Annotated in this window: 14 protein-coding genes; 2 read left to right on the plus strand and 12 right to left on the minus strand. The window is 37.8% G+C overall.

What is annotated here, in order from left to right:
• Window positions 1-42: 42 nt before the first annotated feature.
• The 9 genes from FNH22_RS21790 to FNH22_RS21830 all read right to left on the minus strand — a co-directional run bounded on the left by FNH22_RS21790 (window position 43) and on the right by FNH22_RS21830 (window position 8,886).
• The gene (locus FNH22_RS21790; protein ID WP_143400568.1) at window positions 43-1,035 is read right to left on the minus strand and encodes a transposase; all 993 of its coding nucleotides are present in this window, start codon (window positions 1,033-1,035) and stop codon (window positions 43-45) included.
• A gap of 650 nt (window positions 1,036-1,685) precedes the next feature.
• Window positions 1,686-2,111, minus strand: coding sequence for a hypothetical protein (locus tag FNH22_RS21795; RefSeq protein ID WP_143400569.1), 426 nt, complete (start codon window positions 2,109-2,111; stop codon window positions 1,686-1,688).
• Between the two features lie 129 nt (window positions 2,112-2,240).
• On the minus strand, window positions 2,241-2,978 hold the full coding sequence (gene bla, locus FNH22_RS21800; RefSeq protein WP_143400570.1) for a subclass B1 metallo-beta-lactamase: 738 nt from the start codon (window positions 2,976-2,978) through the stop codon (window positions 2,241-2,243).
• 460 nt (window positions 2,979-3,438) lie between these two features.
• On the minus strand, window positions 3,439-3,840 hold the full coding sequence (locus FNH22_RS21805; protein WP_143400571.1) for a hypothetical protein: 402 nt from the start codon (window positions 3,838-3,840) through the stop codon (window positions 3,439-3,441).
• A 241-nt stretch (window positions 3,841-4,081) separates the two neighbouring features.
• The gene (locus tag FNH22_RS21810; protein ID WP_221420324.1) at window positions 4,082-4,687 is read right to left on the minus strand and encodes a dihydrofolate reductase family protein; all 606 of its coding nucleotides are present in this window, start codon (window positions 4,685-4,687) and stop codon (window positions 4,082-4,084) included.
• A gap of 59 nt (window positions 4,688-4,746) precedes the next feature.
• Window positions 4,747-5,559 (minus strand): RNA polymerase sigma factor, encoded by an 813-nt coding sequence (locus tag FNH22_RS21815; protein ID WP_143400572.1) that lies wholly within the window; start codon window positions 5,557-5,559, stop codon window positions 4,747-4,749.
• A 205-nt stretch (window positions 5,560-5,764) separates the two neighbouring features.
• Window positions 5,765-7,147: an ankyrin repeat domain-containing protein gene (locus FNH22_RS21820; RefSeq protein WP_185154345.1), complete on the minus strand. Its 1,383-nt coding sequence runs from the start codon at window positions 7,145-7,147 to the stop codon at window positions 5,765-5,767.
• Window positions 7,148-7,252: 105 nt separating this feature from the next.
• On the minus strand, window positions 7,253-8,158 hold the full coding sequence (locus FNH22_RS21825) for a DUF6268 family outer membrane beta-barrel protein (protein WP_143400574.1): 906 nt from the start codon (window positions 8,156-8,158) through the stop codon (window positions 7,253-7,255).
• Between the two features lie 128 nt (window positions 8,159-8,286).
• Window positions 8,287-8,886, minus strand: a complete 600-nt coding sequence (locus tag FNH22_RS21830; RefSeq protein ID WP_143400575.1) for a DUF1684 domain-containing protein — start codon at window positions 8,884-8,886, stop codon at window positions 8,287-8,289.
• Window positions 8,887-9,593: 707 nt separating this feature from the next.
• Here FNH22_RS21830 and FNH22_RS32105 point away from each other — a divergent pair.
• Window positions 9,594-9,743, plus strand: coding sequence for a hypothetical protein (locus tag FNH22_RS32105; protein WP_185154346.1), 150 nt, complete (start codon window positions 9,594-9,596; stop codon window positions 9,741-9,743).
• A gap of 246 nt (window positions 9,744-9,989) precedes the next feature.
• On the plus strand, window positions 9,990-10,412 hold the full coding sequence (locus tag FNH22_RS21835) for a hypothetical protein (protein ID WP_143400576.1): 423 nt from the start codon (window positions 9,990-9,992) through the stop codon (window positions 10,410-10,412).
• A 26-nt stretch (window positions 10,413-10,438) separates the two neighbouring features.
• Here the strand turns inward: FNH22_RS21835 and FNH22_RS21840 are convergent, their stop codons facing one another.
• From FNH22_RS21840 to dinD, 3 genes are all read right to left on the minus strand, one after another.
• Window positions 10,439-10,960, minus strand: coding sequence for a DinB family protein (locus FNH22_RS21840; RefSeq protein WP_143400577.1), 522 nt, complete (start codon window positions 10,958-10,960; stop codon window positions 10,439-10,441).
• 480 nt (window positions 10,961-11,440) lie between these two features.
• Window positions 11,441-11,932: a GNAT family N-acetyltransferase gene (locus tag FNH22_RS21845; RefSeq protein WP_185154347.1), complete on the minus strand. Its 492-nt coding sequence runs from the start codon at window positions 11,930-11,932 to the stop codon at window positions 11,441-11,443.
• Between the two features lie 929 nt (window positions 11,933-12,861).
• Complete coding sequence (gene dinD, locus FNH22_RS21850) at window positions 12,862-13,722, minus strand: DNA damage-inducible protein D (RefSeq protein ID WP_143400579.1); 861 nt, start codon at window positions 13,720-13,722, stop codon at window positions 12,862-12,864.
• Between the last annotated feature and the right edge of the window lie 660 nt (window positions 13,723-14,382).

Below are 14,382 nucleotides of genomic sequence, written 5' to 3' on the forward strand. Positions count from 1 at the left end.
CGGCCAGTATTCTAAGACTTAAACAATAAAAAAAGTACAATTTTACGCTGCATAGTTAAAAATTTCGACGTAAGGTGTTTCTCTTTTAACTACAGCGAATATTCTAGCAAGTAATTTGTTCCTTATAATATTGAGTGTGCTCATTTTGTGCTTCCCTTGAGAGACCCTTTTTTCATAATACATCCTCATTTCGGGGTTGTGTTTTATGGCAGAACAAGCACAGCAACTCAGGATAGCTTTCATTCTTTTATTGGCCAGGTGGCTGATTTTATGTTTTCTTATTATAGTACCTGATTCATTGGGAAAAGGTGCTACTCCAGAATAACTAGCAAACTTTCTCCATGCTTCAAACTGAGTAAAACCACCGGTGAGGACAATGAGAAGCAAAGCGGTCTGAGGGCCAACTCCTTTAATCGTATTAATCAGCTTAAATTGTTTGACTAACTTTTCATCTTCTTTGAGCAACTTATAAAGTTCAGCTTCTACTTTTTCGATCTGTTGGTCAAGGTGAGTAATACTCTGGTGATGACAATCGAATAACACTTTATGCTCTTCTGGTGCTAAAAAACTCTTATACTCTTTTAACCGCCCTTTAAAGGCGGCACGTTCTTTCACCATTCGCTCCCGGAAAGACAACAGTCTTTTAAGCTTCAAAATAGTTGTTGATGGCATCTGACAAAGGGTTATCTTCTCTCTTTTTTCATAGATATACTCGGCTATCCCCTTAGCATCTGCTTTGTCATTTTTCCCCCTTACTATGCCGCGTGACCTCTTGAGTTGCAAGCCTGGAATGATTGTGAAACAGTAATGCTTCTCATCAAGGAATAAAGACAAAGGCAAGGAATATAAACCTGTATGCTCAAAACCAAATAAGACCTTAGTAGGCGTAAGGTCAATAAGGCGCCAGATCCAGTTGATCATCTTATCTAAACCAGAAATAGTATTAGGCAATCTGATGTGTTGCCCTTTTGTATACATAAAAATATCCAAGTGAGATTTGCTCACGTCGATTCCGATAAACTCTTTAAACTCCATAACTTTAATAGTAGGTATTTATAAATAGTTGCCCAGACTATTACCTTTAACAGGTCTAAAAACCTAAAATTCTAACTGGTCCTGAAGGCAACTTTGAAAAGAATGGGGACTAATACTAGCCATAGGTCTTCAACCTAGGAGGCCTACAAGTTCACCCCATTCTTTTCTAATTTAGCCATATTGACAGACTAAAAGTTATCCACATTATCCACAAGTTATCAGTCTCCCCCCTGCACCCCCCTCAGTCTACAATAGCAACAATAACCGAATAGTTATATTACTTAAATCTAAAGGAGGCCTACCTAATACGTATCACTTGCCAAAGAGGCAAGCGATTGTTTTTTAAATACCTGAGAGACTGAGAAAAACTCAACACATGTATTAGAATTATTAAATACGATTTTTGCATAATTCAAGGTTTAATATGGGCATGTGGTACCATATCTGGTTTTCCAAGCATTCAGCCATCTATTTAATTCCCCTGTGTACATAGACTTTCTATATCCAAACTGAACATTTGCTCTGTAGCCTCTAACCTCGGCCCACACTTTTGTTTTCCAAGCTGCATGTCGAGTTTGGGTAGTTCGATAAACTACTATTTTTACACAACCTCGCTAAATGCGCTCCGGGGGAGTTCTTTTGCATAGACTTTACTTTATATCAAACCAAACTGCATACTTCGATATAAAACTTCTGGATACCTGTAAACCTTCCGTATCAGTCAATCCAATAGTTTTTGATTCTGAACCTTTATAAATAACAGCCTTTTTAAACACTTGTCTGAAATTCGAACCAAAGCCTAAATAGTGGGTGGAGTGGGGTAAAATGGTTAATCTAACTTCATTATTGTCAGATTCCTGTTTTACAGATTCATTTAAATCCTTATGGGTATCAAATTTTATCGGTAATTCCTTATTGGAATACTTAAACTCAAACATATCTACAGAGAAGCCATCATCCTTGATCAAGGAAATTTCGACAGGCTCGTCTGTCAGGTTCCTTACATAATAATTGACTGGAACATTGCAACCAAAAAAGATTATCGAAAATAGACTGAACAACACAAATCGTTTCATGATATTTTATGTTCTTACAGAATAAACTAAACTTCTCAACAAACATTTTGTAAACAAAAGATCTGTCATAAGCTTCAACGTTCTTGCAGAATTATGTGGACTTACGACCAAAAAATGGACAAATAGTTACTATTCCTCAAACAATTGAATAGTATAATCTAAAAGTTCCGTTCCTCCATTTTTACCATGTCCCGGGATTACCATTTTCAGATCAGGGATCTCTTTTTTTATTTTTTTAACTGTGGCAGGCCATTCTGCGACATTGGCATCCCCCAGGAAACCTTTGCCTGCTTTTTCTGCTTTGATCAGACAACCTCCGAACAATACTTTTTCAGTGGGGATATAACCCGTGACGTTATCTACCGTGTGCCCTTGTCCGAAGAATTCTGCGAAAACAGGTTCTTTGCCTATTTTGATCTCCATTTTATTATCGAAACCATGCTCTGGTAATACCTCCAGACCGTTTTTCTTTGCTAATTCAATTGTGATGTTATTGGCATATGACTTTGTATCGTTGTCATGGAACTGTTGCAACCCACCTAAACAGTCCGTATGAAAATGGGTCACTATAATGGCTTTGATTTTCTTTTTTTGTTCTGCTTCGATCCAATGGATGAGTTCTTTTGAAGCGATGTCATCTGTTGGGGTATCAAAAACGATAGCTTCACCTTCATTAAAATACACCATCCCGTTACAGGCTACTTTTCCAAAATCATCGGTTTTTAAATAAGAGATGTGTGTAAAAACATGGTTGCTGACTTGCTTAACCTTTAATGTTTCGGATTCAAAGCTATTGAGTACATGCTGGTTGGAAACACAGCCGTTAAGAACCATTAAGATTACCCATAAAATAAGCGTTCTATTCATAAAGAATTTCGTCTTGAATTGCATATGACTTGTCAATAACTGGAGGTCTTTCTGGTACTTACCTATCAAATATACTTAAATGTTCAGGTATACTTATGTTCTTTGGGCGTTGTATTTTAACACAGTGTTAATGGTCAAAATGCCTGTAGGTTTTAATGACACTACCAACGGCACATTCCGGGAGGATTTGAATGTAGTTTGAGGTTACTTCTGGTACTGAGTGTTGGGTGATAATAATTGATACAATGGTAGGATGTAGGGCTCCGTATGAGTGAAGATGAAATATAACGGTTTTACATTCAATTGTTTTTCTCATGGAACGGTATTAGCTGTTGAAAGTACAGAGAAACCACCCTTATCAAAATAATTGAACGTGGGTAGCCGTTCGGTAAAACACCAGAAAAACATAGTTAAAACACCTGTACCTATTTGATTTTGGGCCTTAATTATTGGTGCCGTATTACTTCCGTTTAAGTTGATAGGTATCGGTTGTATTTCCGTTTGTCCGTTTGAGTATTAGCTCATCCCCGGAAACTTCTGTTTCAAATTCCCCGGATAATATGTAAGACCAATCGAATTCGGCCGTCCAAACACAGGAGTTTGAAAATTCAATGCTATTTTCTTTGACATCGTATGTTCCGTTACAGATTGCGGGGTACTTTTCTATTTCGCTGTCTCCGGTAAATTTTCCATCTGTGAAAGTCAAGGTTACTTCAGATGGTTTATACTTGGCGTTAGGGGATGATCTTATGAAAGTACCCTCATATGTGCCGTCCATAAGTGTGGGAGTCGCTTGGGGGTCATCGTCGTCGCATGCAAACATTAAAGTAATGGCGAATAGGGATATTAGTATCTTGCGCATTTCAAATCTAATTTGTTTGTACGTTTAAGACATACTTTGTTGCCGTTGGGTTGGAATGGTTTATAACTTACCGGCAATGGGAACCGTTCCTGCTATCTGTCTTCCTCACTCATTCCGATTAAAACAAGCAGTTCTAAGACCTATAATTCGGCTAGTGCTCCGGACCTTCAATCGTCTTTAACCTGAGATCAGTTTGATTGACTTAATGGAAAGAAGAGGTAAAACTCCCCTTCCGAACCCTTTACTTATCACGCCTGTAGATACTCATTATTACTCCGTTCACAGTGGATTTAGTTCTTACCAGGGACAGGTTGTCAAGGAAGTGACATTGGTGGAATAAACGTTTTCCCCCGCCGAGGACAATTGGAAAAGTCCATAGACGAAATTCGTCTATAAGGTCATTGGAGAGCAGGGTATTGATCAATTGCCAACTCCCATGAACTTGTAGTAAATGGCCATCTTGTGACTTAAGTCTGGTCACTTCCTTTACAATATCTCCGGAGACGGGTATGGAATTCTTCCACTCCAATGTGCTGAGCGTATTGGTAACTACATATTTCGTTAAATCATTAAGTGGGTTGGAATCGGATTCTTTTGAATTATGTTCGGCAAATAGTTCGTAAGTCTTTCTGCCTAACAACAGATCATAAGGTTCGGACATGGCTTCTGCTTTCACCTGTGCCATGACTTCGTCCCAGTATTTGTTTGCCCACCCTCCATGTTCAAAACCGTTGGAGGTATCTTCCTCCGGTAAGTTGACGGCCTGCATCACACCATCCAGTGATAAAAAGGTTAAAATAGCGAGTTTTCTCATTTCGTTTTCCAGTTTAGTGATTGTAAAATTCATTGTCTAAAATTTAGACGAATGAAGAGCAGAAAACGGACGAAGAAAATCTAACGGATGGATTATTGTGGTTTTACTTGCTTAGACATTTGATGCTTTGCCCAGTCCGGGCAGTTCTCCATGATATAATTATGCAGGTTTGTCCCTTCGGCGTTGAGAGGATCGACTGATTTGACCAATTGCAACCTGAGATCAAGTAATTCATCATAATTTCCACGCTCTGATGCCCGAACCATTTTGATCTTGTTGGTTTCAATGTAAGCATCCTGTTCGGGGTTAAATATGCCATTGAGTTCAGTACACTGATGGCAAATTCCTTTTTTACTAATTAAGGAACAGCGTCTTTCAAAAATGCGGCTCATGTCTTTTCTTGCATCGGCGATGGAATGCTTTATTTTACCTTCTGTCAAACCAGTGATAAGCGTTATCTCATGCACTTTGAAATGGTAAACTTCCTTCAGTAAAAGGCAAATTTGTTCGGTAAGAGAGAGCGTTTTAGTGATGCAGGTAAAACAAAAATTTATATGCTCACGGATCACGAACTTTCCATGTTCGGAAGTGTGCGAAGCATTGACTTTATCTTGCAGTATTTCTTTGTTTTCCTGGTTAAACTCCTTTCCAAGATCTTGCCAGTCTTCCCCCCATTTTTGCTTTGCCCTGAAGCTGTCTTTTACCAGGTTCGCTGCTATGGAAAATGTCCACGTCTTAAATGATGACTTTCCCTGAAATGAGCTAAGGTTTTTGAATGCTTTGATATAGGTGTCCTGAGCAATGTCTTCTGCTTCCGGTCTGTGATTGACCATACGATATATAAAGGACTTTAATTCGTTTCTGAACTGTATAAATTCATGCTGATATTTTTCTGTTTTGGTCATAATCATCCGGTTTGCGAAGATTCATTATTGACAGTATTTCAATCTACATTCGATGATCGATAGAGATCGAGTGAGATACTCCGGACTGTGATAAAGTTGTAGCTCTGATTTGCCTATGTCACGATCCGGTGAGTTCTAAATCATAGCTTTTCTGCACTAAAATGGGTACATGATCAAATCTGATTATTATTCTTTACCGCCTTTTTCACTTTCGAAAGCCGTCAATAATTTTGGCATCTACCCAGTAAATATCCTGATTACTGGTATAGAACAGGTATTTTCCATCTGATGTGACAAAAGGGCAAAGTTCATGATTTTCAGTATTTATGGGTTCTCCCATATTGACGGATTTTGTCCAGGTTCCATCCGTATTCTTAAAACTGATATAAAGATCACCCCTGCCCAAACCGTCTGACCTTGTGGCGCAAAAAATAATGTAGGTTTCCTCCGGATCAACAAAGACATCGGCTTCATAGTCTGGTGTATTGATTGAATCTCCTAAGGAAATTGCCTTTTGAAATTCTCCATCAATGAATTTCGAATAGTAAATATCATAATCGGACCTGTCTCTTTCATCAAGTGTATTCACATTTGATGAAAAATACATAGTACCGTTTTTAGTGAATGAAATGTAATATTCATTTCCCTCAGAATTAATATTTGGCCCGGCATTAAGAGGTTCCGACCACCCGTCTTTAGTTCTTTTAACATACCAAATGTCATAGTCTTTTAAATCTCCCAAGCCGTCCATGGCCCTTTCGGATATGAAGTATAGCCTGTTCTCATCAGGTGAAAGAAATGGATCATTATAGCCATATCGTTCATGGGACAGAATGGTTTCGGGGTCACTCCAACGGCCGTTGACGAGCTTAGAATACCGTATCTCCGATTTCCCGTTTACATCCACTCCATAATAAAACTCAGTTCCCTGAGTATTAAAAACTGAACCAAATTCAGACTCTTCAGTAGAAATAAAGTTTGGTGCAAACATTTTTGGGATCAGACCCGGTTCAGCTTGTCCCATGTATTCCCCTTTCAGTTCGAAAGTACGGACCTTACTTTCATCTGCTCCCTTTGAGACAAGCCATTCCGAAATTTCTTTTGCACCCGTTCTCATTGATATTTCCAAGGGGGTACTTCCTCTACGGTTGGTTATGTTGACTTCCACACCCTTATCAATCAATTTTTTCACAATCGATAGGTTTTGGTTCAATATGGCACGTTCCAAAAGTGATGCCCCGTACTGGTAAGTCCAATCCCCATTATCCTGCAAATCGAGGATTATATCGAAGTATGCTTCATTATTAAATTGAACGGCCATGTATAGAGGAGTGACACCTTGTCTGTCCTCACCATTTATATCGATTCCACGGGCCACTAAGAATTCAAAGGTTTCTTTCTGCCGACATGCTACAGCCCAATGTAGTAATGATCTGCCACGATCATCCCGTACGTTGACAGAGGTATTGTGAAGCAGACTATCCAATCTTTTTAAATTTCCCTGGCAGGCTGTTCTATGAATATTCTGAGCGGTTGTATTCAAACTAATCACTAAAAGAATTGCGATAAAAAATGTATTATTTTTCATTTTGATCTTAGTATAAATAACTTTCAGATGGGCTGATGTGAACATGTCTGTTCCTGATGATATTAAAGTTAATTGTTTTGCACTGACATTTGTTTACAGCTTAGTTTATTTTAAGATTCTTAGTCCTATATTAAAAAAAAGTTTGTTTTCCACGTTTAAATCCAGTTCCGTGTTTAGGTCATCATCTTGAATTTCCAAAATGTTGCGTACGGCAATACCTGCTCCCGCATTTAAATACAGGTCGCCAAAAAGCCTGACCTGATATTCCGGACCAATGGTTATTCTGGAGTAGGAAGCACGATTTAAGTCTAATGGTAAGGTATTATTGTCCACACTGACATTATATAAATTCCCATACACCGCAGCTTTAAAGCCAAACCTGGAATTCCCATTAAATGTATAAAAGTGAGAAACGTAAGCTGGTATTAAAAGGTCGGTAAGCCATTTGTCCTTCTTGTATTTGACATTAATAAGCGGCAAAATGGTAGGTGCGCCAAACCTGCTGGTATAGGCAAGTCCAAAACCATATTGAAAGTTTCTACCGGACCTTTTCATTGCCAAAACCGAGCTCTGGAGAATAAAATCATCAGAATTTATGGACTCATTAAAATCAGAGGCTATAGTCGGAGAAAAACTAAATACTATTCGCCATTTTTTAGGTAGAATTTGGATCAATCCAATCGTGTATTGAAAAGAATGATAAGTCTCGTTTATACCTCGGGGTTTGGTTTCAGTATTGTAATGAAATAGCGTGTGTTGTATCCTGTTGAGTAGATAAGCCTTTTTTTCTTTGACCGGTAAGGCAAATTGAAAGGATGTGCGTACCTCACTCATTTTTATTTCCCCTTTACCGTTACTGGTATTGAAATCTGAATTTGGGTAAAAAAAATAATCCGTGGTGAACAGAGGGAATTTTACTAGTCGTTTGTACGATTTCATGCCGGTCGTGTCTTCCTGGGCGATACACATGCAGCTCACTAAGCCGAAAATCATTATAAGTTTTATTTTCATATGCTTTGGTTATAATAGCCCGGCTAAGATCCTTTTACCAGAGATGCCAGGGCCAACGGATGGATTTAGGTTCATGGTTAAATCAAATGGAAATGTCATGTGTATCTTCCATTTATCCTGGCGGTACTTCACAGATCAAGATTTTTTACACCGGCTTCTATTCTTAGCTCCAGGTTGTTCTCAGCCGGAGGAATTGGGCAGGAATAGGAATAATTGTAAGCACAACTAGGGCTGTAAGCCTTGTTGAAATCAATTATTATCTCGCTTCCTTCCGGAATACTCAGATCAATATACCTTCCTCCGCCATAGGTTTCTTCTCCATTGGTTAAGTCCGTAAAGGGTAGAAACAAGTAATTCTTGTATTCATCGGTTTCTCTGAGTCTATGGCTTTGATAGATTGTTAACTGGTAGGGTTTACCATTTAAAACGAATTTAACTACTCCGTATTTATCGTATGCAGGAAGTCTGCCGGTCGTTGTTTTCATTTGCAATGTTACCGGTTCATTCGATTTTATAAATTCTCCGGTAACGCTATAATTTTCATTGATTGGGAAGTAGTTATGTCCTTTAAATTTTTTTCGTTCTTTTTTCGTCAATGGAGATTGCCCGGGACTAAGAAATTCTTCATTTAGCTCGTCTTGGAATTGCTTGATTTTATTCTCATAAGAATCTTGAGAAAAAGCTATTCCGACCGGTATTAAAAGAAATAAAGAGACTATATTTTTCATTTTTTTGGGATTATCAATAATAATTTGCCAATGACAGGAACCATTCCTGTTATTGGCCTTCCAAATATATTCAATTCTTGAAGTCAACTAAGAAGACTGTATTTCGGAAATGTTAGTGGCATATAGGCTTGCAGACTTCGATGGTATGGCTACACGTTTGTCCAGGAAGTAAAACTAAGATGTGGCTTTTATAGTAGCATAACGTTTTGCTAAAACAAGTACCTTAGTCACCTTGAAAGCACCCCTTTGAGGTTTAAGTATCACCTATCTACTTCTATAAGTCTACCCGTATTTGGGAAAGCAGGCTTAAGGCCATTAAAAGTCAGGAGCGCTATCCGTTCGCTTTAGTATTTTGATACTTCAGCAGAAAACGAACTGCCCTTTTTGCGGGAAAGGTATGCCCGTATCTTTTCCTGGGTCTACCTTTAGATTGGATAATGAAAGGTGTCAGACAGGGTCAGTTATTCAACAAACTAAACAGATGAAATGTCATTCCTAACAATACATTTTACAATGACTAATTTTGATCTGACTTATGCAAAAATCCTGAACCATAGTCTCTTGGTAAGGACAATTACTGTATTTTAATACGTACCCTTACGTATTTTATGCAGGTATTACGTATTTCATTGATATCAATTAGACGATATCTTAACAACGAAATACCCAATACTGATTTTAAGTTTCAGCAACTTAAACACATTTCCATGAGTAACCATTGTGTGGCCTGGTCCATTAACATGAGCGACCCGTTCTCCCTGATCTATTCGGATTATAAAGGTCTCTGGTTTTATGATGATGAGCACCTGGTGGACGTTAGTCTCTCTGCCGTTGATGTGTTTGTCCTCAAAAATTGAGACAATATGTATACAATACGGTTAGCAGATTTTACCTTTCCACAGGTACTCTTTCGATGTAACACTGCCCGAAGGCTAACCATTCTATTAATCGGAGGTATTGTTTATAGGGTTTAGGTAATAAAACAAGAGCTCTGTGAGATGGACAGATCAAGAGCCAAACGCTTTGGATAAGCACCTTAACTAATGATTTCATTAAAATGTATTCAACAAAACAAATTTTCAAAATTGTATTATTCGAAAAACATGAAGACCAATAGACTTTTTTATTTGAAATATTTTGTAGGATTACTATTTATGATATCAGTGCAAGCTGTCTCAGCACAAAATATCTGTATTGATACGTTAATGTACCCAGAGGCTAAAGCAACATCCTTTTCAGAAGTTATCTTTAATGTTCCAAGTGAATTTGCAGGCTACTCACAATACTATGACGCACCTCAAGATATTATAGTAAAAGGTTTTAAGGTGTACATGGGGGTAAACTCTGCCAATAGTTTAGATACAGCAATAGTCACAGGATATTTGATGGATGCTAATCCGGACTCTTCAGTATCAACCATTTTGAGGCAAAAAGATTTTACAGTTTATAATATTTATAATCTAAGCAATATAAGTTCAATGGAATATCATGTAATATTTGACATTCCAGACACGGTAATCTGGTAAGGCTTCACTCCAAAGGGATTCAAACTTTATTTATCTAATGGTAAATATCTTTCTTTTATTATGTTGAAATGATGGATTTGATGTGCCGTTATTGTCAAGCCAATGGTGTATAAAGGCATTTCATATTCAAAAAACACACAATTTGTTTCAAGAATTTTTTTATTAAATGATTCAAACATCATTATTGTTGATTGACGTACAACTCGAAGCTCATTTACCAATTGTTCAATTGACAGTTCATTTGCATTCGAATTTTTACCCATGATTTCCTGGTCATGTCCATCTGGGACACTTCCTTCTCCACGAGCGAAAATTATAGCCCGGTAACACCAAATTCTTTCCCAGTCTATTAAATGTTGTAATATTTTGTTTACAGTCCATTTATCAACGTCGTATACTTTGAAGCCAATTCGATTCAATTGAGCAATGTCTAATTCATCAATTCGATTCAGACTTATTTGTAATGCCTCATTAAGTTCTATGTCTCCGTTCAATTTCAAAACGTACTCTAAAAATTCCGGGTTCTTTTTAACTTCTTGATTTTTCATAAATAATTATATTTTATGCTTAATTGATGTAAGATTCGTGTGTGATAGTAGGTCTGAATCCTGCTATAATTCAGAACTGGTCATCCGTGGTGCAAAAGCATGTGGATCACCAAGCTGAAAAACCTAAACAGCCGTTATCAGTGCTGATAAAACAACACACGAATAAATTGATTAAATGAAAATTGGTCCGGAAGAATATCCGAACAAAGAATGATTAGCCTTAGAGTTTAATGGCTAATTATTAAGCTACTATAAATTTCAGTATCACTCTCAAAATATGAATCGTTTATGCATAGTAAATATATACAATTTTGTGCAACCATGTCATAAATGAAACCAAATTCGCTACTGTTTTTTTATCACCGCATTTTTTTGAACCAGTTCGCTTCCTTAATGGATGCCAGGCAGCTTCTTAATTGGATTATGGTCTTTAATTGTTGCTAACGGTTAGTATATGAAGCGTAGTCTGTCGATAGGAGGCTATGGTTTCTTATACAGTGTTGTGTGCGGGCTTTTGTTTTTCGCTTTCCTATTGTCAGTCATTTTATAATAAAACAATTCAGGGTCTCCATCATCTAATCCGTTTATTTTGCCTGCAAAGGAAAACCCAACCTTACTCAATGCTTTTTGCATTTGAATGTTAGAACTATTGGTTGAAGTAAATACTTTATCTGCCTGGGACTGTTTACAGATAAGGTCAAATGTTTGCCCACCTATCCCTTTTCCTCTATATTTTTCTGCTATAATAATGAGCTCTATCCACCCTTGGTCAAAGAATCGGTAATCAAATATGACAAAGCCAACTGCTTTGTTGTTTTCCAAAATGATGAAACATTTCTTGTCCAGTATTGCTTTTGTTATCTTTTCTTCTCTCTTTAGTTCGATATGCTCAACTTTATTAAGGCTATAGTCAAAGTCAATTACTAATGCTTTGTCTTTTATTGTTGCCTTTCTTAAACTAATATTTTGCATAGCCATTTGTGTTTTTCGCTTTAGCTATTTTTCCACGAGATTGTCGATCTATACACACTTTTCCTCTTATGATATTATTTCTAAATCTGTTACTGCTTGCGCACAACAACTTGTTAATAACAGGAACCATTCCTGTTATATACCTTTCAAAGGTACTCAAATCTTTAAGCCTGCTCAGTGGACTTTTAATTTCAGAAATGCGTTGGCTGCAAATACGAGTGTAGATTTGAGTGGTCTTACTGTTTGTGTGTCCAGAGAGATTATGTTAATCATCTGCCTCCATCTAAATGACTGATTTTGCACTTCATTTCATGCGAATCTTAAATTGTAAAATAAAGATCGATACTGCGAACCTTTCGTGGGTACGGAGTAGGAGAAGGCGCGGCAGTCCCCCGGGTTCAAGGAGAAGGCTGTGGTTTCTTTGTTAAACCTGTATGATCTTGTAATAACGACCTAAGCAGGAGGTGTTAGCCCTTACATTGACAAGTGCAGAATAGTACCCTACCTACTCACGATAAGGGGATTGCTTCACACTACCCGCAAGCCGCCACTCCGGGTTCGCAATTACTACTGGTTTTTCATCTGGTGATCATATCCACCCAAAAAGAGTGTCTGCCCGATCCTGATATTTAGTACTATTTTCAAATAATCCAATGGGTACGTTTTTGTACTTTAACTCATCAAGACCAGGCAGTGACTTTAGAACCCTTATCAAAATAGGTTTACCAAAGTATCCGCATTAGAAATACTACATGCTCAATCTTGCAAAAAAAATTGTAGCGCATTATGCTTTGCTAAATGCGCTACAGAGGGAATGCTGGAGTATTACCTGAAACTACAACCTGAGATTCAATGAACTGTGTAGTAGCACGAGAACTGTACGCTACGTGGTGTGTGAGGTTCATCGTGGACTTATGGCTCGCGGCTATCTACTCAATTGATATGTCATTATTTTTTGTCTTTTTTATGTCTTTTAGAATTTTTTGCTCTGTGCTGTCTATTCGTCTTTGTACTTTTTTGACATCTTCAGAAGGTGGTAGGTTCTCAGGTTTAACCCCCCGTTTTAAAAGCATTTTTCTAACTTCTCGATTGTTGTCAACATGCTCTTTACTGATAGCCTGATCTCCTGATAGATATTTGTCAACCACATTGTGACTAGTCAACTCAGTTGCAAAATCTTTAGCTTTAATCATCAATGTTGGAAGAAAATCTGCCAGAGGTCTGTTGGTAGGCACACCGAGTTTATTCTTCATAAATTGAGTCGATTTGCCACCATAAAGTGCCTGATCGCCTTTTGAACGAATTACTGCAAAACTTCTATTGTCAACACCCCTTTCGTAAATTATTCCTGAAAGTTTCTTCTCGGATTTTGATAATTTTTCACGGGCGTTTACTCTAGCAATGTCAAGTAGTCTTTGTTCTATGAGTTCTTGCTTTCTTGTTTGTACCGCAAAATATGTTTGAGCAAAAGCAATTTCAGGCTTTGACGCGTCTCCATTCTGTGCAACAAGATAGCAGGCGTATCTAGTTAAGGCAACATCTTGAACTTCTCTCTGTCCACCTTTACCAATTTCTATCATTTTGGTGACACCAACGAAATGATCGGATTCCTTCTCTCCTGAGTTTTCACAGGCTTTTACAGCTTTTTGTATAGTGTTTGTGAAATTTCGCCAATCTGAATAACCTAAAATTTCTTGTAATTCCCGACTACTCCAACATTCTAGTCCATCAAGGTCATAACAAGCGTCTTCAAATTTGTTAAAAAGCTCAGATATTAATTCCTTTTTCATGTCGTAAATTTGGTAAGTACTACACGCCAACTTGTCAATAACAGGAACCATTCCTGTTATTAATCTTTCAAAGATACTCAAATCTTCAAGGTTGCTCAGTGGACGTTTAATTTCAGAAATGTGTTGGCTGCAAATAGGGGTGTGGATTTGAGTGGTCTTACTGTTTGTGTGTCCAGGGAGATTATGTTAATCATCTGCCTCCATCTAAATGACTGATTTTGCACTTCATTTCATGCGAATCTTAAATTGTAAAATAAAGATCGATACTGCGAGCCTTTCGTGGCATAGCTTGGGAGAAGGCGCGGCAGTCCCCCGGGTTCAAGGAGAAGGCTGTGATTTCTTTGTTCAACCTGTATGATCTTGCAATAACGACCTAAGCAGGAGGTGTTAGCCCTTACATTGGCAAGTGCAGAACAGTACCCTACCTACTCACGATAAGGGGATTGCTTCACACTACCCTCAAGCCGCTGCTCTGGGTTCGCAATTACTACTGGTTTTTATCTGGTGATCATATCCACCCAAAAAGAGTGTCTGCCCGATCCTGATATTTAGTACTATTTTCAAATAATCCAACGGGTACGTTTTTGTACTTTAACTCATCAAGACCAAGCAGTGATTTTAGAGCTTAATCAGACGCATTTACCAATAAATGTGCATTAG

This window comes from Fulvivirga sp. M361, from assembly GCF_007097395.1.
In the GTDB taxonomy this organism is placed as follows: domain Bacteria; phylum Bacteroidota; class Bacteroidia; order Cytophagales; family Cyclobacteriaceae; genus Fulvivirga.

Coding starts and splice junctions, on each gene's coding strand:
- FNH22_RS21845 (WP_185154347.1), bottom strand. CDS start 11,932: ATGCAAAATATTAGTTTAAGAAAGGCAACAATAAAAGACAAAGCATTA.
- FNH22_RS21810 (WP_221420324.1), bottom strand. CDS start 4,687: ATGAATTTTACAATCACTAAACTGGAAAACGAAATGAGAAAACTCGCT.
- FNH22_RS32105 (WP_185154346.1), top strand. CDS start 9,594: ATGAGTAACCATTGTGTGGCCTGGTCCATTAACATGAGCGACCCGTTC.
- FNH22_RS21805 (WP_143400571.1), bottom strand. CDS start 3,840: ATGCGCAAGATACTAATATCCCTATTCGCCATTACTTTAATGTTTGCA.
- FNH22_RS21825 (WP_143400574.1), bottom strand. CDS start 8,158: ATGAAAATAAAACTTATAATGATTTTCGGCTTAGTGAGCTGCATGTGT.
- FNH22_RS21795 (WP_143400569.1), bottom strand. CDS start 2,111: ATGAAACGATTTGTGTTGTTCAGTCTATTTTCGATAATCTTTTTTGGT.
- FNH22_RS21835 (WP_143400576.1), top strand. CDS start 9,990: ATGAAGACCAATAGACTTTTTTATTTGAAATATTTTGTAGGATTACTA.
- FNH22_RS21820 (WP_185154345.1), bottom strand. CDS start 7,147: ATGAAAAATAATACATTTTTTATCGCAATTCTTTTAGTGATTAGTTTG.
- FNH22_RS21815 (WP_143400572.1), bottom strand. CDS start 5,559: ATGACCAAAACAGAAAAATATCAGCATGAATTTATACAGTTCAGAAAC.
- FNH22_RS21830 (WP_143400575.1), bottom strand. CDS start 8,886: ATGAAAAATATAGTCTCTTTATTTCTTTTAATACCGGTCGGAATAGCT.
- bla (WP_143400570.1), bottom strand. CDS start 2,978: ATGAATAGAACGCTTATTTTATGGGTAATCTTAATGGTTCTTAACGGC.
- dinD (WP_143400579.1), bottom strand. CDS start 13,722: ATGAAAAAGGAATTAATATCTGAGCTTTTTAACAAATTTGAAGACGCT.
- FNH22_RS21840 (WP_143400577.1), bottom strand. CDS start 10,960: ATGAAAAATCAAGAAGTTAAAAAGAACCCGGAATTTTTAGAGTACGTT.
- FNH22_RS21790 (WP_143400568.1), bottom strand. CDS start 1,035: ATGGAGTTTAAAGAGTTTATCGGAATCGACGTGAGCAAATCTCACTTG.